The sequence below is a fragment of the Methylobacterium sp. FW102-HT35C08 genome (assembly GCF_058790235.1).
In genome coordinates, this window is the sequence record NZ_JBYTCL010000002.1 from 5,921,935 (window position 1) to 5,944,693 (window position 22,759).

A 22,759-nucleotide genomic window follows, 5' to 3' on the forward strand; every position below is an offset into this window, starting at 1 on the left:
GGGTCGAACGACGAGGACGAGGCCGGCGATGAACGCGATGAACACCCACTACCCCGATGCGGTCCGCGTCGAGCCGGTGAACCGGCACACGCTGGCGGTGATCGTCGACAACGAGCCCGGCGTGCTCGCCCGCATCTCGGGCCTGTTCTCCGGCCGGGGCTACAACATCGAGAGCCTGACCGTCTCCGAGACCGAGGAGGCGCGCCACATCTCGCGCATCACCATCGTTACGACGGGCACGAACGCCGTGATCGAGCAGATCAAGGCGCAGCTCGACCGGCTGGTGCCGGTGCACCGGGTCGTGGACTTGACGCTCCAGGGCAACGCCATCGAGCGCGAGATCTGCCTCGTGAAGGTGAAGGGCGAGGGCGAGCACCGCAGCGAGGCCCTGCGGCTCGCCGCTGCATTTGGCGCCAAGACACTCGACGCGACGCTCAACTCCTTCGTGTTCGAGCTGACTGGCGCCACCGAAGATGTCGACCGGTTCGTGCGCCTGATGAGTGTGATTGGACTGGTGGAGATCTGCCGCACCGGCATCTCTGCGATGGGGCGCGGGGCGGAACCGCTCTGAGCTTCTGACGCGCGGCCAGTCGGTGCTCGGGGGAGCCGGAAGTCGTCGTCGGATTTGAAGGCGACAGCCGGCTGGCCGTTGTCGCTGAAAACGTCGCGCCCGCGTTCGTCGATCAAGGACCCTGCATGACTGCCCGCACTCTCTACTACGCCCCCGGCGCCTGCTCGCTCGCCGCCCACATCATCCTGGAGGAATCCGGGCTGTCCTACGAGGGCAACAAGCTCGACCTCGCCGCGGGCGACCAGCGTCGGCCGGAATACCTGTCCATCAACGATCGCGGCCGCGTGCCGGCGCTGACCGAGGACGGCTGGGTGCTCACCGAGTGCGCCGCGATCCTTCGCCACGTCGCCCGTCAGGTGCCGGAAAAGGGGCTCTGGCCCACTGACCTGCGGGAGCAGGCCGCCGCGGACGAGTGGCTCGGCTGGCTCGCCTGCAACCACCACGTGACCTACGCGCATGTCCGCCGGCCGGAGCGCTACACCGAGGACGAGAGCGCCTTCGACGGCATCAAGGCAAAGGCCGCCAACACCTATGCCGATCTCGCCACCATGACCGAGGTGCGCCTCTCGCACGGTGGCTGGGCGGTGGGTGACCGCTTCAGCGTGGTGGACGCCTACCTGATGGTCTTCTGGTTCTGGGCGAACGGCCCGACTCTTCGGTTCGACATAGCCGGCCGCTTCCCGGCCTGGACCGCCCATGCCCGCCGGGTCGCCGAGCGCCCGGCCGTCCAGGCCGTCTTCGCCCGCGAGGGTCTGCCTCTCCCGCGCTGACACGGCCGGCCGCGGCACCCCCTTGCCGCGGCCTCCGAATCGGCCTATAGCGCGTACCGTACGGTACGGTACGCCATTTCGAGACGATGCAGGCCAGCGCCACAGCAGAGCAGGACGCACCCTCGGCACGCCAGCAGGCGGTGCTGGACGCCGTGCTCGGCCTCATGGTCGAGGACGGCGAGCAAGTCACCATGGACGCCGTCGCGCGCCGGGCGAGCTGCTCGAAGGAGACGCTCTACAAGTGGTTCGGTGACCGGGACGGATTGCTGACCGCGACGGTGCGCTGGCAGGCCTCCCGGGTTCATGCCGGGCACGACGCCGCGCAGGTGCTCGACGGCGCGACCCTGCGGGAGCGCTTGCAGGACTTCGCCGTGACGTGGCTGGAGGTCATCACCGGCCCGACCTCGGTCGCGCTGAACCGCATCGCCATCGCGCATGCGGGCTCGCGCAAGAGCAACCTCGGCGGCATCGTGCTCGCGAACGGGCGCTTCGCCATCGGCGAGCGGGTCAAGCCCGTGCTGGAGGCCGGCCGCGCCGCCGGCCTGCTGAGCTTCGCCGACAGCGAAGCCGCCTTCCGCACCTTCTTCGGCCTCGTCGGCCGGGATATCCAGATCCGACTTCTGCTCGGCGAGACCCTCGACCTCGACGGGGCCGAGATCCGGCGCGATGCGGGCCGCGCCGTCGAGCAGTTCCTGATCCTCTACGGTCAGGCCAAACCCGACCCGAATCACCGAACTTAAGAGGAGACAGACATGCGGGTGTATTACGATCGCGACGCCGACCTGAACCTGATCAAGGGCAAGAAGGTCGCCATCGTCGGCTACGGCAGCCAGGGCCACGCCCACGCGCTCAACCTGCGCGATTCCGGCGTGAAGGACATCGTCATCGCGCTGCGCGAGGGCTCCGCGACCGCCAAGAAGGCCGAGCACGAGGGCTTCAAGGTTCTCTCCGTGGCCGAGGCCGCCAAGTGGGCCGACGTGGTGATGATGCTCACCCCGGACGAGCTGCAGGGCGACATCTACCGCGAGTCCCTCGAGGGCAACATGAAGCCGGGCGCCGCGCTCCTGTTCGCCCACGGCCTCAACGTCCACTTCAACCTGATCGAGCCGCGCAAGGACCTCGACGTCCTGATGGTCGCTCCGAAGGGCCCCGGCCACACTGTGCGCTCCGAGTACCTCCGCGGAGGCGGCGTGCCGACCCTGATCGCCATCGCGCAGGACGCCTCCGGCAACGCCCACGACCTCGGCCTGTCGTACGCCTCGGCCAATGGCGGCGGCCGCGCCGGCATCATCGAGACGACCTTCAAGGAGGAGTGCGAGACCGACCTGTTCGGCGAGCAGGCCGTGCTCTGCGGCGGCCTCGTCGAGCTGATCAAGGCCGGCTTCGAGACCCTGGTCGAGGCGGGCTACGCCCCCGAGATGGCCTATTTCGAGTGCCTGCACGAGGTGAAGCTGATCGTCGACCTCATCTACGAGGGCGGCATCGCCAACATGAACTACTCGATCTCCAACACGGCCGAGTACGGCGAGTACGTCACCGGCCCGCGCATCGTCACGCCCGAGACCAAGGCCGAGATGAAGCGCGTGCTGAACGACATCCAGTCGGGCACCTTCACCCGCAACTGGATGCTGGAGAACAAGGTCAACCAGACCTCGTTCAAGGCGACCCGCGCCAAGCTCGCCGCCCACCCGATCGAGGAGGTCGGTGCCAAGCTCCGCGGCATGATGCCGTGGATCTCCGAGAAGGCGCTGGTCGACAAGACCCGCAACTGATTTCTTCTCATCGTGCGGCCGGGCTCTGTTCGGCCGTGCTGGGGGCCGGTCACGCGCGAGCGAGGCCGGCCCTTCGCGTTCTTGGTTGCCGAGCGCGGCTATTCCCGGCGATAAGCCCGGCCAGCGGTCCCGCGCGACGAGGACCGACGAAGGCTCGGAGGATACGCCATGGCATCGCTCTATTCCGACGCGCACCGGGCGCTGCAGGAGGAGTTCGGGACCACCAAGCTCGCCGTGCGTCTCGACGAGGATTGGGTCCACGAGAGCATCCAGCCGGAGGAGGGCGCCTTCATCGGCTCCCGCGACATGTTCTTCCTCTCGACCGTCGACCCGGACGGGATGCCGACCGTCTCCTACAAGGGCGGCCCCACGGGCTTTGTGAAGGTGCTCGACCGCAACACGCTGGTGTTCCCAGGCTTCGACGGCAACGGCATGTTCTACTCAATGGGTAACATCGAGGGTCAGGCCAAGGTCGGCCTGCTATTCATTGACTTCGAGACGCCGCACCGCATCCGCGTTCAGGGCCACGCCACGCTGCTGCGCGACGACGCGCTCATGGCTGAGTACACCGAGGCCAAGTACCTCGTGAAGGTCGCGGTGACGAAGATCTGGGTCAATTGCCCGCGCTACATCCACAAGTACAAGAAGCTCGAGCAGAACAAGTACGTCCCAAGGCCCGGTCGCGAGACGCCGCTCGCTGCATGGAAGCGTCTCGACCTTGCGGGCGATGTCATCAGTGATGCCGACAAGGCGCGGGTTGCCCAGGAAGGCAAGCTGGACGTGTCCGAGTACGAGGCGCTGGTCGCACGCGGCGAAGCCTGAAAGGAAGCTGCCGGCCGCCGGATCCCGCCGTCGGCCGGCGTGCTCGCCGTTATAGCAGTAGTCGAAGCACGATTTCACATTATGCGAATCTTATTTCGGATATTAGTTCCTTTATATCATTAAATGCGGCATCTTAAATCTGAGTTTTTGCATTGAGATCGTAAAGTTGACGGCGGTGTTTCAGTTAGGTAGCGTGGAATTGCTTGGCGAAAGCCATATAATCTACGTGCGGACGCTTATACGAAATGTTCTCGCTTCCGCTCCGTGTCGCAATCATATGCAGTGTCTTGATCGCCGCGATTTTTGCGGCCGGAACAACGTTCCTGATCCGTCGGATAAACTCTGCTTTCGAGGAACAGACGGCAAAAATCCAGTCGGAGACGCTGTCGAGTGAGGCGCGCGACGTCAGGCTTCGTCTCTCTGCCGCAGCCAAGACCGCCGAGAGCCTCGCGGTTGCGGCGTCGGCCCTGCGCGCCGGCGGGATCCGGGATCGGGCGGTCTACGATGCGACGCTACGCGACCTGCTGCGCGCCAACCCCGACCTGATCGCGACCTGGACGGGCTGGGAGCCGAATGCCCTGGATGGGCGGGACCGCGAGTTCGCCGGCACGGCATCCTCGGACGCGAGCGGCCGCTTCATGCCGTACTGGAACCGCGGCAGCGGCACGATCAAGAGGGAGGTTCTCACCGGCTACGAGACCGAGCCGGACGGCGCCTATTACCTTCAACCCAAGAAGCTCAACCGTCTGGTGGCCATCGAGCCCTACATCTACCCGGTTGCCGGGAAGGACATCGTCATGATGTCGTTCGGCGCGCCGATCATCGTGGACGGCGCATATCTCGGCACAGCCGGCGTCGACATCGACCTCGGATCCCTGAACCGGGCGCTCGGCGCGGTGAAGCCGTTCGGAACCGGCTACTTGGCCGTCGTCTCGGCGAGCGGGACGACCGTGGCGCACCCGACCGGCGAAGCCGCCGGAAAGCCGCTGCAGACCTTTGACGCCTCCGCCGCCGCCGTCGCCAAGCAGTCGATCGCGGCGGGCGCGAATGTGGTCGTCGATGCGCCCGGCCCGGATGGCGCGCCGTGGCGCTACATGGCGCAGCATATCCAGGCCGGCGAGACGCCCGATCGATGGGCCATCGTGGTCGCGGTGCCGGTCGCGACCCTGACGTCCGCGGAGGATCGGGCCCGCGCGCTGTTGATCGGTATCTCGGTCCTCTGCGTGCTGATCGGGTGCGCGGCTCTCCTCGGCGTGCTGCACCGCCTCGTCGGGACACCGATCCGCAGCCTCGGCAGGACGATCGGCGACATGGCGGCGGGGAACTACGAGGCGCGCGTACCCGAGGCGCGGCGCCGCGATGAGGTCGGGCTCGTCGGACGCGCCGTCCTGAGCCTGCGCGACGCGCTCCGCGCCCAGGCCGAGGCCGACGCCCGGACCCGGGCGGCCGCCCTGGCCCAGTCCGAGGAGGAACGCCGGCGTGCGACCGCTGATCTGGCGGAGGCGTTCGAACACGCGGTCGGCGGCATCGTCGGCTCGGTCACTGCGGCGGCCACCGAGTTGCAGGCCACGGCGCGCGGCTTGGCCGATACGGCCTCGGAGACCGCCAGCCAGTCGATCACCGTCGCGGCCGGAGCCGAGGAGGCGGCCTCCAACGTTCGCGCCGCAGCCTCGGCGGCCGAGGAACTCGGCAGCTCCGTGCGGGAGATCGGACGGCAGGTCCAGGGATCCGCACGGCTCGCGCAGGCTGCGGCTGACGAGGCGGCCCAGACGGTCAGGCTGGTGGAGGATCTGAACGCCGCGGTAATCAAGATCGGCGACGTGGTGGCGCTGATCCATGGAATCGCCGGCCAGACCAATTTGCTGGCCCTGAATGCCACCATCGAGGCGGCCCGGGCCGGGGAGGCCGGAAGAGGCTTCGCGGTGGTGGCCGCCGAGGTCAAGGAACTGGCTGGCCAGACCGCGAAGGCGACCGAAGAGATCTCGGGCCACATCGCCCGCGTTCAGGCCTCCACCGGCGAGGCCGTGTCGGCGATCGGCAGCATCACGGGGCGCGTCGGTGAGATCAGCGGGGTGGCGACAACGATCGCTGCCGCGGTGCAGGAACAGGACGCCGCGACCCAGGAGATCGTGCGCAACGTGACCCAGGCCGCCGCCGGCACAGGCGAGGTGACGACCAACATCTCCCGGGTGGCCGGCGCTGCCGACATGACCGGCGCGGCCGCCAATCAGGTGCTGGCTTCGTCCTCCGACCTGTCCCGGCAATCCGAGCACCTGAGTGCCGAGGTGAGCCGTTTCCTCGGCACGGTGCGCGCGGCCTGAAGGAGCGGGCTGCTACCGCGGTTTGCGCGCCACGATGAACACCCGCGGGAAGGCGAGAAGGCGCCGCCCGTCGCTCCGGGGCGGATAGCCTTCCGCGATGGCGCGCTCATAGGCGGCCAGGAAGCGGGGCTTTTGATCTGTGTCGAGCGGATCGAGGAAGGGCCGGAGACCGGTTGCGCTGACCCAATCGACGATGGAGGCGGCATCCGCCATGCGGTGGTGGTAGGTCGTGCGCCAGACATCGACCTCGGCAGCGTGGGGTGCCAGCAGATCGTAATAGGCGGTTGGCTCCAGCATCCGGCCGAGGCGGCCGGCCACGGCCGGATCGCCGATGGCCGCTGACCATGGGCCCGCGCCGGCGACCTCGCGCATCAGCCGGTGCGAGGGCTCTGCGAGATTGTCGGGCATCTGCACGGCCAGCACGCCGCCCGGGGCGAGGAGACCGAACAGCCGCGGCAGCAGGGTCGCGTGGTCGGGCAACCATTGCAGGACGGCGTTGGCGAAGATCAGGTCCGGCGCGCGTTCGGGCATCCAGGTCGCGGCATCAGCCAGCGCGAAGGCGAGACCGGGGAGCCGGGCGCGGGCGCTCTCCAGCATGGCCGGCGAGGTGTCGAGGCCGATCACCTCCGCGTCTGGGTAGCGTGCCGCGATCAGTGCGGTGGAATTGCCGGGGCCGCAGCCGAGATCGACGGCCAGAACCGGTGCGTCGAGGGGTACGCGGGCGAGAAGTTCGGCCGCCGGCCGCGTCCGCTCGTCCTGGAAGCGGGTGTAGAGGGCGGGGTTCCAATCGGCCATCTGGACCCTCCGGTGTGTCCGCCTCAGCAGCCGAGCTGGTCGGCGAGATCCGCCAGGTCCAGCGCCGCGTGGGTGACCGGCACCGTCGGCGCGGTCTCGCCGCCGGCCGGGCCGTGCTCGTGCGGGCGGGCGATGTGGGCGGTCGACAGGCCGTGGCTCGCCGCCGCCGCGAGGTCGTTGGAATGGGCGGCGACCATCATGGTCTCCCCGGCCGCGAAGCCGAAGGCCGCGACTGCATCGCGGTAGAGCGCCGGCTTCGGCTTGTAATCGCGGGAATAGCCGGCCCCGAGAATGGCGTCGAAGATCAGGCCGTTACGGCGGGCGAGGTCGACCATCAGCCGGACATGCCCGTTGGAGTTCGGCGCCAGGAGGTGCTTCTTCCGCAGCCGCCGCAGCGCGTCCGGCACCTCCGGCCACGCGTCGAGCCGGTGCCAGGCCTGGACCAGCTCCCGTTGCACGGCCTCGGAGACGCCCGTGACGCCGAACTGCGCCAGCACGTCGGGCAACGACTCGGCTTGGAGCGTGTCGAGGTCGACGAAGGGCCGGGCGCCGGAGCGCACCGTCTCCATCGACGGGTTGTAGCGGGCGCGCCACGCATCCGCGAAGGCGCCGGCATCGAGGTTCGGCGCGACGGGCGCGAGCAGCCGCCCCGCCTCGCGGGCGACGCCGGAACGCCAGTCGACCAGCGTCCCGAAGACGTCGAAGATCAGCGCGCGGACGGTCACCGCACCGCCTGTAGGCTCGGACCGCGCCGGACGAAGCCGACGATGTCCTTCACGGCGTCCAGCGTCTGCGCCGCGATGGTCTCGGCCCGGGCGCTGCCATCGGCCAGCACGGCGTCGATGTGGCCCGGATCGGCGGTGAGGCGGCGCATCTCCTCGGCGATCGGCGCGAGGCTCGTCACCGCGAGATCGGCGAGCGCCGGCTTGAAGGTCGAGAATTGCGCCCCGCCGAAGTCGCGCAGCACGTCTTCGCGGGTGATACCGGCCAGTGCCGCGTAGATCCCCACGAGGTTGTCGGCTTCCGGTCGCTCCTTCAGGCCCGCCACCTCGGAGGGCAGGGGCTCAGGGTCGGTCTTGGCCCGGCGGATCTTCTGGGCGATGGCGTCCGCGTCGTCCGTGAGGTTGATGCGGGCGTTGTCCGAGGGATCCGACTTCGACATCTTCTTGGTGCCGTCACGCAGCGACATGACCCGGGCGGCCGGGCCGCCGATCAGCGGCTCCGTGATCGGGAAGAACGCGTCGCCGTGGCCGTGCGCCGTGATCGATCCCGAGAAGTCGGTGTTGAACTTCTGGGCGATGTCCCGGGTCAGCTCCAAGTGCTGCTTCTGGTCCTCGCCGACGGGCACGTGCGTCGCCCGATAGGCCAGGATGTCGGCGGCCATCAGCACCGGGTAGTCGTAGAGGCCGATCGAGGCGTTCTCCCGGTCCTTGCCGGCCTTTTCCTTGAACTGGGTCATGCGGTTCAGCCAGCCGAGGCGGGCGACGCAGTTGAACACCCAGGCGAGCTCGGCGTGTTGCGGCACCTGGCTCTGGTTGAACACGATCGAGCGCTTGGGATCGATGCCGGCGGCGAGGAAGGCGGCCGTGACCTCGCGGATCTGGCCGCGCAGGGCTTCGGGATCCTGCCAGACGGTGATCGCGTGCAGGTCGACCACGCAATACAGGCACTGCGCGTCGCGTTCCTGCATCTCCACGAAGCGCTTCACCGCCCCGAGGTAATTGCCGAGGTGCAGGTTGCCGGTGGGCTGGACGCCCGAGAAGACCAATTCGGTGAACGCGGCCATCGGCGCCGATCCTGAGCAAGGTAAGGCCGGGGCTCAGCGCCGTCCGGGCGCGGGGTTACTCGCACCCGTAGGCCGGACCGGTCAAGGATTCGCTCAGGGCTCCCGCGTGGGCAGCTTCGCGCTCGGGCAGAGATCGACCAGGACGCAGCGTCCGCAGGCCGGGCGATGATGGTGGCAGACCTGCTGGCCGTGGAGCATCAGGATCTCGTGATTGTCGTAGAGGTCCTGGGCGCTCCAGTCGGCAGGGAGCTGCGCCCGCAGGATCGGGTGCGACGGGCCGACATCGACCGACTTGCCGATCAGCCCGAGGCGCTGGGCGACCCGGTGATGGTGGCTGTCGACCGGCAGGGCCGGCATCCGCAGGGTGGAGAAGGACAGGACCGCTGCGCTGGTCTTCGGCCCGACGCCCGGGATCGCCTGCAGCCACGCCCGCGCGGCCTCGACCTCCATGTCGGCCAGGAAGGCGAGGTCGAGGCTGCCGCACCGGTCGCGCAGCGCCCGGAGCACGTCGCGGATGCGCGGCGCCTTCAGCTCCGGCCAGGTCACGCCCGCGATGGCGGCCTCGATCTCCGGAACGTCCGCGTCGATCACCGCCTCCCAGTCCGGGAAGCGCGCCCGCAGCGCCTTGAAGGCCCGGCCGGATTCGGCGTTGCGCGTCCGATGCGACAGGAGCGAGGAGACGAGTTCGCTGACCGGATCGAGGCTGTGGAAGTACGGGATCGGGCAGCCGTAGACCGGGCAGAGCCGCGCGTGAATGATGAGCGCCTTCTCGGCGAGCGCGGGATCCGTGACGGCGGGGGCCGCCTTGCGGCGCGGACGCGGGACGGTCGCGGATCTGATGTCGGCAGCGGGCATATCAGGCGAATCCGCGAGCCGACGCCCCTGTTCCTGCCGTGGCGGGGTAGCGGCGATCTGTCCGTGTCGTCGGGTTCGCACGCCGGAGAGGCTGCGCCGTCCGCACGTCTCAGGCGGCAAGCGCGGCCGCCGGCAGCGTGTGACCTTCACCCCCCTCCCGCATGGGAGAGGGGACCCGCGCTCGATCCCGAACAGGACGTGGCAGTCGAGTGGGACGCCGCGGATCGGCGCCGGATGGCGGCCGCCTACTTCACCAGGGCGTAGATGTTCACGTCGAGGTTGTCGTCTGTGCTGTCCTTGAGGTCGGTGGCGTATTCCTCGACGAACCGGTCCTGCACCACGATGTCCTTGGCATCGAGATAGGCGGTCAGGGTCTCGTAGGTGCTGTCGATCGACTCGTAGGAGCCCTTGTGGGCGAAGCGCAGCGCCTTGCCGGAGGGCGTGGTGCCGAAGCGCAGCCCGTCAGTCTCGGCCGGCGCCGGGTTCGGGGCCGCCGAGACCGGCATCATCGCCTCGAACTCGAAGCCGTCGTCGTCGGTGCGGGTGAAGACCGCCAGCGGCCGGCCGGCCGGCGCGACGCCGATCTTGGCGAGGTCGGCCTCGATCCGCGCGAAGGCCTGTTTGAGGTTCGGAACCGCCTCTTCCCACTTGGTCTTGCCGGACAGGATCGCGGCCGGCTTGGCGGGCAGCGTGACCTCGTCGACGTCGCCGGGCTCGCCGGCCTTCTCCAGGAGCGTCGGCCGCGCGGGCGTTCCCACGGCGGACTGGCCCGCGGGCGGAGGCGCCACCGATTGTTGGGGCGCCGGAGCCGGGCTCTTGCCCGGGTCGGGCACCGGGTTCGGCGCCGTCGTCGTCGGCAGCGGATTCGTCTGGGCCGGCGCGGGCGCCGTGGATGGCGGGGGGGCGGGCTGCTGTTGGGCGGCGATCGGGCCGCCGGACGCGAGCACGAGAGCAGCCGAGAGGGCGACGAGCGGACGAAGGCGGATCACGGTGGGCGCTCCGGTCGAGGCCAGCGGATGATCGCGCGGGCTCCCGGCGCATAACCTAATGGCGAACGGGACGGCCCGCGAGACCGCCGCGGACGAGAGCTGCAGGTGCGGCGCATCTGCCACGCTGCGCGTTCCTCTCGCGCTCGGGGGCCGCTTTTGCCATATAGCCCGCCACTTCCCTCTCGTTGCGGGACCGCATGAGCGCACTCGCCCACAGACGCTTCCTGAAGATGCACGGCGCCGGCAACGCGATCGTGGTGCTAGACCTGCGCGGGTCCTCGGTGACGGTGCGGCCCGAAGAGGCGCGCGCGATTGCGCAGGATCCGGGGTCGAGCTTCGACCAGCTGATGGTGCTGCACGATCCCGTGAGCCGGGGCACCGATGCGTTTATGCGGATCTACAACACCGACGGCTCGGAATCGGGCGCTTGCGGCAACGGCACGCGCTGTGTCGCCTACGCGATGCTCGACGACCCGGCCATGGCCCGGCCCGCCGAGGGCGGTCGACTGACCCTTGAGACGGCGGCCGGTCTCCTCGGCGTGCGTCGCGTCTCCGAGCGCGCCTTCACGGTTGATATGGGTCGGCCGCGGCTTGCCTGGGACGAGATCCCTCTGTCCGAGCCGTTCCCCGACACCCGCCGAATCGAGCTGCAGATCGGCCCGATCGACGATCCGATCCTCCATTCGCCGGGTGCCGTGAACATGGGCAACCCGCACGCTGTGTTCTTCGTGGAGCAGGATCCGGACAGCTTCGACCTCGCCCGGATCGGCCCGATGCTGGAGAACCACCCGCTGTTCCCGGAGCGCGCCAACATCTCGGTGGCGCAGGTGACGGGCCGCGAGACGATCAAGCTCCGGGTCTGGGAGCGGGGGGCCGGGCTGACGCTCGCCTGCGGCACGGCCGCCTGCGCCACCGTGGTGGCCGCCTCGCGGCTCCGCATGATCGGCCGGCAGGCGCATGTCGCGCTGCCGGGCGGCGAATTGTTCGTCGAATGGCGCGCCGACGACCACGTCCTGATGACCGGCCCGGTCGCGCTCGTCGCCGAGGGCACCCTGGCGCCGGAGCTGTTCGACAGCGCGGCCTGATGACGGTCGAGACCCTGACGTTCGGCTGCCGCCTCAACATCGTCGAGTCCGAGGCTCTGCGGGCCCACGCGGCGGCGGACGGGCGGGATCGGGTGGTGGTGAACACCTGCGCGGTGACCGCCGAGGCCGGGCGGCAGGCCCGGAAGGCGATCCGGCGCATCGCCCGGGAGCGGCCCGGGGCCGAAATCTTCGTTACCGGCTGCGGCGCCGAGGTCGAGACCGAGGCCTACGCGGCGATGCCCGAGGTGTCGCGCCTCGTCGGCAACAGCGAGAAGCTCCGCCCCGAGGGATGGACGGCGGCCGGCACGGGACCGGGTGCGGTGATGGCGGCGCGGACGGCCGAACCGACGCGGATCGAGGCGGTCGCCGGGCATACCCGCGCGTTCGTGCCGGTGCAGAACGGTTGCGACCATCGCTGCACCTTCTGCGTCATCCCCTTCGGCCGTGGGAATTCCCGCTCCGTGCCGGCGGCCGACGTCGTCACGCAGATCGCGCGGATCGTGGACCATGGCGGCCGCGAGGTGGTGCTGACCGGGGTGGATCTCACGGCCTATGGCCGCGACCTTCCCGGGCCCCCGCTCAGCCTCGGTACCCTGGTCCGGCAGATCCTGCGCGCGGTGCCGGGCCTTGCGCGCCTGCGCCTGTCCTCCATCGACTCCGTGGAGGCGGACGCGGCGCTGCTCGCCGCCATTGCCGAGGAGGAGCGTCTGATGCCGCACCTGCACCTGTCTTTGCAGGCCGGCGACGATCTGATCCTCAAGCGGATGAAGCGCCGGCATCTGCGTGCCGACGCGATCCGATTCTGCGAGACGGCGCGGCGGCTCAGGCCCGATATGGTGTTCGGCGCGGATCTGATCGCCGGCTTTCCCACTGAGACCGAGGCGCAGTTCGACCGTTCCCTCGATCTCGTGGCGGAATGCGGCCTAACGCACCTGCACGTCTTTCCGTATTCCCCCCGTCCCGGAACGCCCGCAGCGCGCATGCCGCCGGTGGCCCCAGAGGCGATCCGCGCACGGGGGGCGCGGCTGCGCGAGGCCGGAGGAGATGCCCTCCGGCGGCACCTCGACGCTCAGGTCGGCCGCCGCCTGACGGTTCTGGCGGAGCGCGGCGGCGTCGGGCGGAGCGCGGATTTCACCGCGGTGCGCCTCGCCACGCCCGAAGCCGCGGGGACGTTCCACAACGTTGCCATCGCCGGGCACGACGGTACGCGGCTCATCGGGGCCTAGCGCGCGGCCTTGGCTTGAGTGCCTACTCAATCAACCCCGTCATTTCGGGTCCGCTCGGCGGAGCCCGGAATCCAGAGCCGCGGTGTCGTAAGGACGCTCCTCCAAACCCGGATCACGCCGTGGTTATGGGTTCCGGGCTCTCACCTGCGGCGCGCCCGCAACGACAGTGCCGAAGCGCAGGAGGGTTGCAGACGGAGGAACCGAACCTGCCTATCGCGGCCCTGACCGTTCGTCCTCGCGAGCGGAGCGAAGCCATCCAGCGGCGCCACGTCCGCGCCGTCGCGCTGCCCGCGATTCTCGTCGCTGCGCGCGTGATGACGGTGCAATTCAGGCGCGCATTCCGCCCACCACCTCTGCGATGTGCGGCGGTGGCGGCGCCGTCACGGTGATCGCATCGCGCTTCGGGTAGAGCGGGATCGAGAGGGTCTGCGCGTGGAGGTGCAGGGCGCTGCCGCGTGGCGCGGTGCCGTAGATCGCGTCGCCGCGGATCGGCCAGCCCGAGGCGGCGCAATGGACCCGCAACTGGTGGGTGCGCCCTGTCACCGGCTTCAGCTCCAGCCAAGTCCGACCGTCCGACCGCCCGAGCACGCGCCAGTAGGTCAGCGCCGGGTCCCCCGCCGGGTCGGACTTCATCCACCACGAGCGCGGATCGTCCGAGCGCCGCGCCAGCGGCAGGTCGATGCGGCCGCTCTCCTCGGACGGGCCGCCCTCGACGATCGCCCAGTAGGTCTTGTCGACGGCGCTACCGGCGAACAGCTTGCCCAGCCGTGCCAGCGCCTTGGCGTGGCGGCCCAGCGCGAGGCAGCCCGACGTGTCCCGGTCGAGCCGGTGCGCGGCTTCGGGCCGGCGGGGCAGGCCGAACCGGAGCGCGTCGAGATGGTCGGTGAGCGTCTCGCCGCCGCGTGGACCCGGATGGACCGGCAGGCCCGCCGGCTTGTCGATGACGAGCAGCAGGGCATCGCGGTAGAGGAGGCGCGCGCCTATGTCGAAGGCGTTGAGCATCCGGATCGGCTAGAGGGTCGGCGCCGGGTCGGCAAGGTGGGTTGAGGACGCGATTGCATGGCGAGCGAGGAGAAGCCCGGCTGGTTGGGACGCCTGTTCGGGCGAAAGGGCCAGGCGGCGGCCGACGATAAGCCCGAGGCCGAACTGCCGGCGGAGGCGGCGTCGCCGTCCGAGGGCCAGCCCGACTTCGCCACCGGGGCGGAAGACGTCGAGCAGGTGCCGCTGCCACTCGAGGAGACGGGCGAGCCCGTCGCCGACGTCGTCGAGGGCGCGGATCTGCTGCCGATCGCCGGCGAGCCCGAGCGCCCGCCCGCCGGCACGGCCGGCGACGATCCGCAGCACGGGGCCGATCCGGTCGATACCGGGGACGCGGTTCACGCCCCGATCACGGATCCGGCTCCCGACATCCAGCCGCTCGATTCCGCCGCTGCCCTCGCACACGATGCCGGGGCCGGGCCGGGCCGCGAGCCCGAGGCCAAGGGCTGGTGGAGTCGTCTCACCTCCGGGATGAAGCGGACCTCGTCGGCTCTGTCCGACCGGGTCACCGGCCTGTTCACCAAGCGCAAGCTCGACGCCACCACCCTGGAGGATTTGGAGGATGCCCTGATCCAGGCCGATTTCGGTCTGGAGACCGCGATGCGGATCTCGGAGGCTGTCGGCAAGGGCCGATACGAGAAGGGCATCTCGCCCGACGAGGTGCGGGCGATCCTGGCGACCGAGGTCGAGCGGGCCCTGGAGCCCGTCGCCGTGCCGCTCGCCATCGATGCCGCTCGGAAGCCGTTCGTGATCCTCACTGTCGGCGTCAATGGCGCCGGCAAGACCACGACGCTGGGCAAGCTCGCCTCGAAGCTCCGGGCGGAGGGGCGCACCGTGATGCTCGCGGCAGGCGACACGTTCCGGGCCGCGGCCATCGACCAGCTCAAGGTTTGGGGTGCCCGCACCGGCACGCCGGTGGTGAGCGGCGCGCAGGGCGCGGATGCGGCCGGGCTCGCCTTCGACGCCCTGAAGCAAGCCTCGGCTGCCGGAACCGACGTGCTCCTGATCGACACCGCCGGCCGGCTTCAGAACAAGGCCGGGCTGATGGCGGAACTGGAGAAGGTCGTCCGTGTGCTGCGCAAACAGGATCCGGACGCCCCGCACGCGACGCTCCTCGTCCTCGACGCCACGGTCGGCCAGAACGCGCTGAGCCAAGTGGAGCTGTTCTCGCAGGCCGCGCCGGTCTCCGGCCTCGTGATGACCAAGCTCGACGGGACAGCCCGGGGCGGGATCCTGGTGGCGCTGGCGGCGAAGTTCGGCCTGCCGGTGCACTTCATCGGCGTCGGCGAGGGCGTGGAGGATCTGGAGCCGTTCGCGGCCCGCGACTTCGCCCGGGCGATCGCCGGCCTGGAGAAGGATTGAGGCGCGGGTGGCCGTCGGTCTTCGGCACACGCCGTGATGGACTTCGGCCGCCCCGCGTTCCACACACCCGCAACCGAGTGAGTCCGGCGCCTCGGATATGTCGAGGGCGCCGCATCCGAGCTAGCCAGAGCGCATGCAGATCGAATCCGTCCCCCCGCGCCGACACCTGCCGCCGCTCGTCAAGCTGGCGCTCGAACTCGGGCCGCTGGTACTGTTCTTCCTGGGCAACGCCTATTCCGAGCGCTTCGGCGTGGCGCCCGATCAGAAGCTGTTCGTGGCGACCGGCCTGTTCATCGCCGCCACTGTGGTGGCGCTGACGATCCACTACGTCCTTGTCCGCCGCCTGCCGATCATGCCGCTGGTCTCGGGTGTGGTCGTGGTGGTGTTCGGCGGCCTGACCCTGGCGCTGCAGGACAAGACCTTCATCATGGTCAAGCCGACCATCGTGAACGCGCTGTTCGGCACGGTGCTGCTCGGCGGACTCGCCTTCGGGCGCTCGCTCCTGTCGGTGGTGCTCGATTCGATGTTCAGCCTCACTGAGGAAGGCTGGCGCAAGCTCACCTTCCGCTGGGGCGTGTTCTTCTTCGTGCTGGCGGCGCTCAACGAGGCGGTGTGGCGGACCCAGACGGAGGATTTCTGGGTGAACTTCAAGGTGTTCGGCATCATGCCGATCACCGTGCTGTTCGCGCTGGCGCAGACGCCGCTGCTGACCCGCTACGAGCGCAAGGAGCCGCAGCCCGGCGCGTAGGCGCTACTGCGCCGCCGCGACCTTTCCGGCAGCGCGGATGCGCGCGAGCACGCTCGCGAAGTTCTCCGGCGTCAGGATGCCGACGAGCTTGTCGCGGATCACACCGTCGGGTCCGACGATGAACGTCTCGGGCACGCCGTAAACGCCGAAATCGATGGCCGCCCGTCCGCTGGCATCCGCCCCAACCGCGCTGAACGGCACGCCGTGCCGGGCCAGGAAGCGCTGGCCGGCCTCGGGGCTCGGCTCCTTATAGTCGATGCCGACGAGCCGGATCCCGGGCTCCTTCGCCAGCCGCATCAGCATCGGGTGCTCCACCTGGCAGGGGGCGCACCACGAGGCGAAGACGTTCAGCACCGTGATCTGCCCCTTCAGGTCCCGGCTCGACAGCCCCGGCACGGGTGCGCCCGCGGCGGTCAGCCCCGGCACGGCGGGCAGGTCGAAGCTCGGCACCGGCTTGCCGATCATCGCGGAGGGCAGGGCCGCCGGATCCGCGCCCGAGCGCAGGCGCAGGAACAGCACGGCGGCGAGCGCCGCGAAGGCGAGGGCCGGCACGATCAGCAGGAGCGAGCGGCGGACGGGCGGCGGCCGCCCGGTCGCCTCGTCGAGGGGGGTGGTCATCGCCGATCCTCGCCGAAGCCCCGGAGCGCGCGCAACTGCGCCCGCCGGTCGCGGATCGCGTTGCCGAGGAGGGCAACCATCACCAGCCCCGTGAAGCCGTAGGCCGCCAGGATGAAGCCGCCGTGAGATCCGAGATCCATCGCGGTCCTCCTAGACCGGCTGACCGACCGGCAGCGACGCCGGTGTCGGGGTGAGGCGCGGCTGGGTCCGGTCCAGGCGCTCGGCCTCGCGGATCGTCAGCGTCCGCACCCGGCGACGCATGATCTCGGTGCGCATCGCGTAGAGGTGCAGGGTCGTCCCGCCGAGCGTCGCGGCGGCGATCATGACCAGCAGCGGGTAGAGCATCGACGGATCGATGGTCGACCCGCCCATGCGCAGGATCGAGGCCGGCTGGTGCAGGGTCGACCACCAGTTCACCGAGAACTTGATGATCGGCAGGTTCACGGCGCCGACGAGGGTCAGGATCGCCACCGCGCGCGCGGCCCGGTTGGGGTCCTCCAGGGTCCGCCACAGCGCGATGATGCCGCAATAGATCAGCAGCAGGATCAGCATCGAGGTCAGGCGCGCGTCCCAGACCCAGTAGGTTCCCCACATGGGCTTGCCCCACAGGGAACCAGTGACGAGGCAGATCAGCGTGAAGGCGGCCCCGATCGGCGCCGCGGCGCGCTGGGCGACGTCAGCGAGCGGATGGCGCCAGACCAGGCTGCCGATCGCCGACACGCTCATGGCACCGTAGAAGAAGACCCCGAGCCATGCCGCGGGGACATGGATGTACATGATCCGCACGGTCTCACCCTGCTGGTAATCGGGCGGCACCACGAAGAAGGTCATGTACAGGCCGACCGCCAGCACGCCGAGCGAGAGGGCGGTGAGCCACGGCACCAGCGCGCCTGACCACCGCATGAAGTGGCTCGGATTCGACAGGCGGGTCCAGAGGGATGGGGTCATCGCGGCGGCTGCCTCAGACATCGTTCCTGCGGTCTAACCTAGGATGCGGTGCAGCAACAATGCGAGTCTCCGGCGCAGCTTTGCAGCAGACCGACTTAGTGGGCGTCCCCTGAGCGAGTTCCGCGCGGGTGATCCGCCGAAGAGATGCGCAGGCACGGGGTCAGCATCCCCAAATGCCCACGCATATGCCGACGCAGTCCAACACCCCGCGCGAACTGACGAGATTAGCCCCGTCGTTCCGGGGCGCCGCTGCGCGGCCCCGGGATGACGGAGCGGGTCGCGTCGCCCAGCGAGCCCGAACGGCCGGGCGCGGTGCCCATCCCATGGGCCCAGAAGTCCCGGAAATCGGCGGCCGACCCTTGCGCATCTCGGGAGGATTGCGCATATAGAGACGAACAAAAAGAGAACAAAAGAGCGTCGCCGTACAAAGCTGTGGACGACGCGGCCCAATCCCGCCGGAACGAGCCCCGCATGCGAACCGCCGACAAGCAGATCGCCGACATCCTCGTCCGCTACGGCGAGCCCTTCGGGGGCAACGTCTGGCGCGTCCAGGGAACGGCCGTGATCTACCACAAGACGCTGGAGCGCATCGCCGCACAGGCCGGGATCGTGTTCGAGCCGCCGACCATCATCCGGTCCGAGCGCGACGAGGCCGTGATCCTCGTGACCGGCCGCCTGCCCGGCGCGAAGCCCGGGACCGAGCGGGTCGAGTGGTCGCTGGGCGAGGCTCTGGTGAATGTGAACTACCGCGTCTCGGGCAAGCAAGCGGCCTATGTCTACGCCATGGCCGAGAAGCGGGGTAAGGACCGCGTCATCCTCAAGCTGATCGAGCTGCACGGCCTCGTCTACTCGGAGGAAGAGGCCGACGAGTTCCGCGCCCACCAGCCCGCGGTCCGGGCCGTGGACGAGGATTTCGAGGAGCCGCCGGCCTTCGACGAGATCACCGAGGCCGAAGGCGATCTCAAGCGCCGGATCGACGAGGCCGAGACGATCAACGCCGTCACGGACCTGATGCTGGACGGCGCCACCCAGGCCGTCCTGGCGACGATGCCCGCCGGCACCCGCGATGAGGTCCGGGACTACGCAAAAGCGCGCCTCGTGGCGCTCGGCTGGCCCAAGCGGTCCGGCCGCAAGAGCGCCGCCTAACCCATCCGCAATCGATCCCCCTACCGAAGGAGACCGCCATGCATCGCGCGACGAGCCGCCGCACCATGAAGGCCCGCCGGGACGCCCACCGGGGCTGGAGCATCGAGACCTTGTCGTACAGCCCATCGCGGATCGTGCGGCTCGGCGCCGAGAAGGTCGCGATCCTGTTTCCACCGCTGGAACCCGGTGCCGCCTGGCAGCTCTATCCGCACCCCGATACGTTCCCGGGGCTCAATTTCGAAGGCCTGCCCGAGCCGCTGCGCCCGGAATTCTTGTCCTTCCCGGATCTCACCGAGGTAGAGCGGTTTCTCGGCATCCGCGAGGAGGAGCCGGCGGCCCTGGCCGCGTGAACGGAGGGGTCAGGCGGGCCGCCACGGTGCTCCGCGATGGAGCGCTGCGGCTTCCGGGGTGAAGCGCCCGTCGGGATCGTGCAGCACGAGCGGCGGGCGCAGACTCAGCGCGGCGCGGCTGCCCTTGGTCGCGCTGATCAGGAGGCGGATCGCGGGTGCCTCGGCCCGGGCGTGGACCGGGCGGATCGCGATGCCGCCGTATCGTCTCTTGAGTGCATCGAGACAGGCGGGCAGCGCCTCGGCCCGATGGATGAGCCCAAGGCGACCGCCGGGTCGAAGGACCGCCGTGCAGGCCCTGATCCAGGCGTCGAGGTCCTGCCCGGCAAAGGTGTGGGCGGTCGCCCGTCCTGGATTGGGCGAGGCCCGGTGGCCGCCGTCGAAGAAGGGCGGATTGGTCAGCACCAGGTCGAAACTGTCCGGCAGCAGGCCCGCAGCGCGGCGTTCCGCCGCGGACGCGAGCAGGTCGGCCTCGATCACCCGAGCCTCGATGCCGTTGAGCCCGGCATTCGCCCGAGCCAGTTCGGCGACGTCGTGATCGCGCTCGATCAGCGTCGGCTTCAGGCCCGGCACCAGCGCGGCGCAGCCGAGGCCGACGGCGCCCGTCGAGGCGCCGGCGTCGCAGAGCCGATCGCCGGCCGCCGGAACCAGCAGCTGCGCGAGCAGGATTGCGTCCGTCCCGGCCCTGTGCGCGCCCCGCGGTGGCTGATGCAGGCGCAGGCGTCCGCCGAGAAAGCCGTCCGGCTCCGGGCTCACGGCTGGCGCAGCTCGTGAGCGATCCCGGCATCGACGAGCAGGCGCCGGGCCTGGGCCTCATGGTCGCGCGGCACCAGCAGGCGCTGCCCGAACACGCCGATCGAGCCCTCCATCAGGCTCATGTGGCTGTCGGCGACGAGAACCGGGATCTCGGCCGCTTCGAGAACCGAGCGGGCGAACCCGATCAGCACGACGTCGTTGGCACGGATCAGCTCGATCATCGGGCGCGCACCGAGGTCAGAGGAGCGCGGATCGGCGCTTTCGTCGCGTGAGATCCGCGTTTCCGGCACACCATATCCAGCCGGGAGCGATGTTGCGGCGCCGCGGGGCGCGTGCGAAGGGATCGCCCGCCCCCTGTGGGGCAACCGGTCTGGAGGTCACGGATCTTGGGTATGGCCCTCTCCATCGAGAACCCGAAGCCCGAGGCCGAGGCGGGGCTGAACGACCTCGTCGCGCTGGTGGCTGACGGCATGGCGCGGGTCAACACCACGATCCTGTCGCGGACGGGATCGGACGTGGCGATGATCCCCGAGGTCGCCAATCACCTGATCGCCAGCGGCGGCAAGCGCCTGCGCCCGATCCTGACGCTCGCCTGCGCCAAGCTCTGCGACTACGCGGGCGACACCGACGGCGACGTGAAGCTCGCCGCGAGCGTCGAGTTCATGCACACCGCTACGCTCCTGCACGACGACGTGGTCGACGAGAGCGACATGCGGCGCGGCCGCGTGGCCGCCCGGATCAAGTGGGGCAACGAAGCCTCCGTGCTGGTCGGCGACTTCCTGCTCGGCCAGGCCTTCCGGATGATGGTCGAGGTCGGCTCGCTCCGGGCGCTCGACATCCTCTCGGCGGCCGCCACGGTGATCGCCGAGGGCGAGGTGATGCAGCTCACCAACGCCAAGAACCTCGAGACCGACGAGGCGGCCTATCTCGCGGTGATCCGCGGCAAGACCGCCGAGCTGTTCGCCGCGGCCTGCGAGGTCGGGCCCGTCCTCGCCGGCCGGCCGGAGGCGGAGCAGGCGGCGGCCCGCGCCTACGGGATGAATCTCGGCATCGCCTTTCAGCTGATCGACGACGTGCTCGATTACGGTGGCACCTCGGCGGAGCTCGGCAAGAACGTCGGCGACGATTTCCGCGAGGGCAAGATCACCCTGCCGATCGTGCTGGCCCATCGCCGGGGCAGCGAGGGCGAGCGCGGCTTCTGGCGCCGGACCCTCCAGCAGGGCGAGATCCGCGACGACGATCTGGAGACGGCCCTCGATCTGCTCCAGCGCCATGGCGCCCTGGAGGAGACCGTCGCGCGCGCCCACTATTACGGCGCCCAGGCCCGGATGGCCCTCGACGTCTTCCCGGACGGACCGGTGAAGACGGCGCTCATCGGCGCCGTGGAGTTCTGCGTGGCGCGGGCACGCTGAGGCAGCACACCTCAGGGTTCCTGCGTGGAGAGCCACCAATCGCCGCCATCGTACCAGCAACTCGTGTCGCGCGGTCCCGCGAGCCGGAATGACCGCACCGCCAGGAGGTCGCCCCTGCCGAAGGCCGTGGCGAGTGCCGGGGCGTCCTCTTGCGGCATGTCCCGCAGAGGTATGAAGATCGCGAAGGACACGAACCGGGCCGGCCAAGCCGACCCGCTGCTCGGCCGCTGCAGCAGCAGCATTCCGCCGCGGCCCTGACCGGACTGGAGCGGGAAGAGCAGGCGCCCGCCCGGCCGCAGAGCCCCGAGCCAGGCGCGGGCCGGTCTCGCCGCGCCGGCATTGACGTAGATCGCGTCGGCGGCGGGGAGTAGGTCCGACACGCCCGACCGTGCGCAGACCTGCACCCAGGGCCAGGGCGTGAGGTTGGCGGTTGCACGGGCGGCGAGGTCCGGATCGATCTCGTAGGCGTGGACCTGTCCTGTCGGCCCGACCAGATGCGCCAGCAGCGCCGTGTAGTAGCCGCTGCCGGTGCCGACCTGGAGCGCGGTCTCGCCGGGCTGCGGCGCCAGGGCGTCGAGGCAGAGGGCGTGGAGGCTTGGCTGGCCGATATGGATGCCGCGCTCGGCGTCGAGCGCGATCAGCACGTCCTGGTAGAGAAAGGCGGGATCGTCGTCCGGCGTCCGCACGTAGACCGGACCGCGCTGCCGCAACCGACGGGGCGCCGGTGTCAGGATCGTCCAGGGCGCCGGCCCGGCGAACGTTTCCCGTGGGATCGCCGCGAAGGCCGCCTCGATCCGCCGGTCCGCGACCGACGCGGGGCCCGCGACCAGGGCCGCGTAGACCTTTCGCAGCTTGGCGCTGCGCGCTTCTGAGTCGCTCCGGCTTGCCATCGGTTGCTCCCGCAGCAAGCGGGCCACCGGCGTCGCGCGCCGTCAAGGCACGGCCGGCTTCAACGCCTCGACCAGCGCCGGTGCGAGATCGCGGAGCTCTTCCAGATGGGCCGCCGTCAAGGTCCTCAGCAGCGCCTCGGCCCGGGGGGTGAGCGACAGCTCGCTCCGTCGCCGGTCGTCCGCCGCGCGCGCCTTGGCGAGCAGACCGCCCTCGACCATCCGGGTGACCAGCTCCGCGGCGCTGTGGGGGGCGATCAGGAGCTGCTCGGCCAGCAGGCCGACCGTAGCGGGTTGGCGCCCGGCATGGCCCGCGAGGGTCAGCAGCGCCTGATGCTGCTGAGGTGGCAAACCCGCCCGGGCGGCGGCGGCCTCGCTGAAAGCAAGAAACCGTCGGAGCCGGAACCGGAAATCCGCCAGCGCCGCGTACTGCTCAGGCGAGAGCGCTTCGGCGTGTGCGTCGCCCTTCCGCGCTGCGTGACTCATCACGGCCTCCAGATGTCCC

Annotated in this window: 26 protein-coding genes; 13 read left to right on the forward strand and 13 right to left on the reverse strand. The window is 70.0% G+C overall.

Annotation, left to right across the window (positions count from 1 at the left end):
* Positions 1 to 28 precede the first annotated feature (28 nt).
* From ilvN to AC3WSN_RS28360, 6 genes are all read left to right on the forward strand, one after another.
* Positions 29 to 571 (forward strand): acetolactate synthase small subunit, encoded by a 543-nt coding sequence (ilvN, locus tag AC3WSN_RS28335; protein WP_020090724.1) that lies wholly within the window; start codon positions 29 to 31, stop codon positions 569 to 571.
* 125 nt (positions 572 to 696) lie between these two features.
* On the forward strand, positions 697 to 1,341 hold the full coding sequence (locus tag AC3WSN_RS28340) for a glutathione S-transferase family protein (protein ID WP_492542490.1): 645 nt from the start codon (positions 697 to 699) through the stop codon (positions 1,339 to 1,341).
* Between the two features lie 86 nt (positions 1,342 to 1,427).
* Positions 1,428 to 2,081, forward strand: coding sequence for a TetR/AcrR family transcriptional regulator C-terminal domain-containing protein (locus AC3WSN_RS28345; protein ID WP_492542492.1), 654 nt, complete (start codon positions 1,428 to 1,430; stop codon positions 2,079 to 2,081).
* Positions 2,082 to 2,093: 12 nt separating this feature from the next.
* Entirely contained in the window at positions 2,094 to 3,113 is a 1,020-nt protein-coding gene (gene ilvC / locus AC3WSN_RS28350) for a ketol-acid reductoisomerase (protein WP_492542495.1), read from the forward strand.
* A gap of 168 nt (positions 3,114 to 3,281) precedes the next feature.
* A complete protein-coding gene (locus tag AC3WSN_RS28355; RefSeq protein ID WP_492542496.1) occupies positions 3,282 to 3,935 on the forward strand; it encodes a pyridoxamine 5'-phosphate oxidase family protein in 654 nt (217 codons plus the stop codon).
* A gap of 245 nt (positions 3,936 to 4,180) precedes the next feature.
* Positions 4,181 to 6,256 carry a methyl-accepting chemotaxis protein gene (locus AC3WSN_RS28360; RefSeq protein WP_492542498.1) on the forward strand — a complete coding sequence of 692 codons (2,076 nt, stop codon included), beginning with the start codon at positions 4,181 to 4,183 and terminating at the stop codon, positions 6,254 to 6,256.
* Positions 6,257 to 6,268: 12 nt separating this feature from the next.
* Here the strand turns inward: AC3WSN_RS28360 and tam are convergent, their stop codons facing one another.
* From tam to AC3WSN_RS28385, 5 genes are all read right to left on the reverse strand, one after another.
* Positions 6,269 to 7,051 (reverse strand): trans-aconitate 2-methyltransferase, encoded by a 783-nt coding sequence (gene tam / locus AC3WSN_RS28365; protein WP_492542500.1) that lies wholly within the window; start codon positions 7,049 to 7,051, stop codon positions 6,269 to 6,271.
* A gap of 23 nt (positions 7,052 to 7,074) precedes the next feature.
* The gene (locus AC3WSN_RS28370; RefSeq protein WP_492542501.1) at positions 7,075 to 7,776 is read right to left on the reverse strand and encodes a haloacid dehalogenase type II; all 702 of its coding nucleotides are present in this window, start codon (positions 7,774 to 7,776) and stop codon (positions 7,075 to 7,077) included.
* On the reverse strand, positions 7,773 to 8,837 hold the full coding sequence (gene trpS / locus AC3WSN_RS28375) for a tryptophan--tRNA ligase (RefSeq protein ID WP_492542503.1): 1,065 nt from the start codon (positions 8,835 to 8,837) through the stop codon (positions 7,773 to 7,775). The genes AC3WSN_RS28370 and trpS overlap by 4 nt, the downstream gene beginning before the upstream one ends.
* 93 nt (positions 8,838 to 8,930) lie before the next feature.
* On the reverse strand, positions 8,931 to 9,692 hold the full coding sequence (locus AC3WSN_RS28380) for an endonuclease III domain-containing protein (RefSeq protein ID WP_492542505.1): 762 nt from the start codon (positions 9,690 to 9,692) through the stop codon (positions 8,931 to 8,933).
* Between the two features lie 245 nt (positions 9,693 to 9,937).
* On the reverse strand, positions 9,938 to 10,681 hold the full coding sequence (locus tag AC3WSN_RS28385; protein ID WP_192707336.1) for a GyrI-like domain-containing protein: 744 nt from the start codon (positions 10,679 to 10,681) through the stop codon (positions 9,938 to 9,940).
* Between the two features lie 197 nt (positions 10,682 to 10,878).
* On the opposite strand from AC3WSN_RS28385, the gene dapF reads away from it, so the two are divergent.
* Together dapF and mtaB are read left to right on the forward strand one after the other, a co-directional pair.
* Positions 10,879 to 11,766, forward strand: coding sequence for a diaminopimelate epimerase (gene dapF, locus AC3WSN_RS28390; RefSeq protein ID WP_192706522.1), 888 nt, complete (start codon positions 10,879 to 10,881; stop codon positions 11,764 to 11,766).
* Positions 11,766 to 12,992 carry a tRNA (N(6)-L-threonylcarbamoyladenosine(37)-C(2))-methylthiotransferase MtaB gene (gene mtaB, locus AC3WSN_RS28395; RefSeq protein ID WP_492542507.1) on the forward strand — a complete coding sequence of 409 codons (1,227 nt, stop codon included), beginning with the start codon at positions 11,766 to 11,768 and terminating at the stop codon, positions 12,990 to 12,992. The genes dapF and mtaB overlap by 1 nt, the downstream gene beginning before the upstream one ends.
* Positions 12,993 to 13,319: 327 nt before the next feature.
* Here mtaB and AC3WSN_RS28400 read toward each other — a convergent pair whose 3' ends face one another.
* Positions 13,320 to 13,994, reverse strand: a complete 675-nt coding sequence (locus AC3WSN_RS28400; RefSeq protein ID WP_192706524.1) for an RluA family pseudouridine synthase — start codon at positions 13,992 to 13,994, stop codon at positions 13,320 to 13,322.
* A 57-nt stretch (positions 13,995 to 14,051) separates the two neighbouring features.
* Here AC3WSN_RS28400 and ftsY point away from each other — a divergent pair, with 57 nt between their 5' ends.
* Complete coding sequence (ftsY, locus tag AC3WSN_RS28405; protein WP_492542509.1) at positions 14,052 to 15,392, forward strand: signal recognition particle-docking protein FtsY; 1,341 nt, start codon at positions 14,052 to 14,054, stop codon at positions 15,390 to 15,392.
* 133 nt (positions 15,393 to 15,525) lie between these two features.
* Entirely contained in the window at positions 15,526 to 16,140 is a 615-nt protein-coding gene (locus tag AC3WSN_RS28410) for a septation protein A (RefSeq protein WP_238193947.1), read from the forward strand.
* Between the two features lie 3 nt (positions 16,141 to 16,143).
* Here the strand turns inward: AC3WSN_RS28410 and AC3WSN_RS28415 are convergent, their stop codons facing one another.
* From AC3WSN_RS28415 to AC3WSN_RS28425, 3 genes are read right to left on the reverse strand one after another with little or no spacing between them, the layout of a single operon-like run.
* Positions 16,144 to 16,758, reverse strand: a complete 615-nt coding sequence (locus tag AC3WSN_RS28415) for a DsbE family thiol:disulfide interchange protein (RefSeq protein WP_192706527.1) — start codon at positions 16,756 to 16,758, stop codon at positions 16,144 to 16,146.
* Entirely contained in the window at positions 16,755 to 16,898 is a 144-nt protein-coding gene (gene ccmD / locus AC3WSN_RS28420) for a heme exporter protein CcmD (RefSeq protein ID WP_192706528.1), read from the reverse strand. Before ccmD ends, AC3WSN_RS28415 begins: the two co-directional genes overlap by 4 nt.
* 10 nt (positions 16,899 to 16,908) lie before the next feature.
* The gene (locus tag AC3WSN_RS28425) at positions 16,909 to 17,706 is read right to left on the reverse strand and encodes a heme ABC transporter permease (RefSeq protein ID WP_192706529.1); all 798 of its coding nucleotides are present in this window, start codon (positions 17,704 to 17,706) and stop codon (positions 16,909 to 16,911) included.
* Positions 17,707 to 18,177: 471 nt separating this feature from the next.
* On the opposite strand from AC3WSN_RS28425, the gene AC3WSN_RS28430 reads away from it, so the two are divergent.
* A complete protein-coding gene (locus AC3WSN_RS28430; RefSeq protein WP_192706530.1) occupies positions 18,178 to 18,852 on the forward strand; it encodes a trna delta -isopentenylpyrophosphate transferase in 675 nt (224 codons plus the stop codon).
* 38 nt (positions 18,853 to 18,890) lie between these two features.
* The gene (locus AC3WSN_RS28435) at positions 18,891 to 19,202 is read left to right on the forward strand and encodes a hypothetical protein (RefSeq protein WP_192706531.1); all 312 of its coding nucleotides are present in this window, start codon (positions 18,891 to 18,893) and stop codon (positions 19,200 to 19,202) included.
* Between the two features lie 9 nt (positions 19,203 to 19,211).
* Here the strand turns inward: AC3WSN_RS28435 and AC3WSN_RS28440 are convergent, their stop codons facing one another.
* Both AC3WSN_RS28440 and AC3WSN_RS28445 read right to left on the reverse strand, forming a co-directional pair.
* Complete coding sequence (locus tag AC3WSN_RS28440; protein ID WP_492542513.1) at positions 19,212 to 19,955, reverse strand: tRNA1(Val) (adenine(37)-N6)-methyltransferase; 744 nt, start codon at positions 19,953 to 19,955, stop codon at positions 19,212 to 19,214.
* Positions 19,952 to 20,176: a putative signal transducing protein gene (locus tag AC3WSN_RS28445; protein WP_210032554.1), complete on the reverse strand. Its 225-nt coding sequence runs from the start codon at positions 20,174 to 20,176 to the stop codon at positions 19,952 to 19,954. Before AC3WSN_RS28445 ends, AC3WSN_RS28440 begins: the two co-directional genes overlap by 4 nt.
* 171 nt (positions 20,177 to 20,347) lie before the next feature.
* Between AC3WSN_RS28445 and AC3WSN_RS28450 the strand changes: the two genes are divergently transcribed.
* Entirely contained in the window at positions 20,348 to 21,367 is a 1,020-nt protein-coding gene (locus tag AC3WSN_RS28450; RefSeq protein ID WP_492542515.1) for a polyprenyl synthetase family protein, read from the forward strand.
* Positions 21,368 to 21,378: 11 nt separating this feature from the next.
* Here AC3WSN_RS28450 and AC3WSN_RS28455 read toward each other — a convergent pair whose 3' ends face one another.
* Both AC3WSN_RS28455 and AC3WSN_RS28460 read right to left on the reverse strand, forming a co-directional pair.
* Positions 21,379 to 22,257: a protein-L-isoaspartate O-methyltransferase family protein gene (locus AC3WSN_RS28455; protein WP_492542517.1), complete on the reverse strand. Its 879-nt coding sequence runs from the start codon at positions 22,255 to 22,257 to the stop codon at positions 21,379 to 21,381.
* A gap of 42 nt (positions 22,258 to 22,299) precedes the next feature.
* Positions 22,300 to 22,740 carry a MarR family winged helix-turn-helix transcriptional regulator gene (locus AC3WSN_RS28460; RefSeq protein ID WP_492542519.1) on the reverse strand — a complete coding sequence of 147 codons (441 nt, stop codon included), beginning with the start codon at positions 22,738 to 22,740 and terminating at the stop codon, positions 22,300 to 22,302.
* Positions 22,741 to 22,759 lie beyond the last annotated feature (19 nt).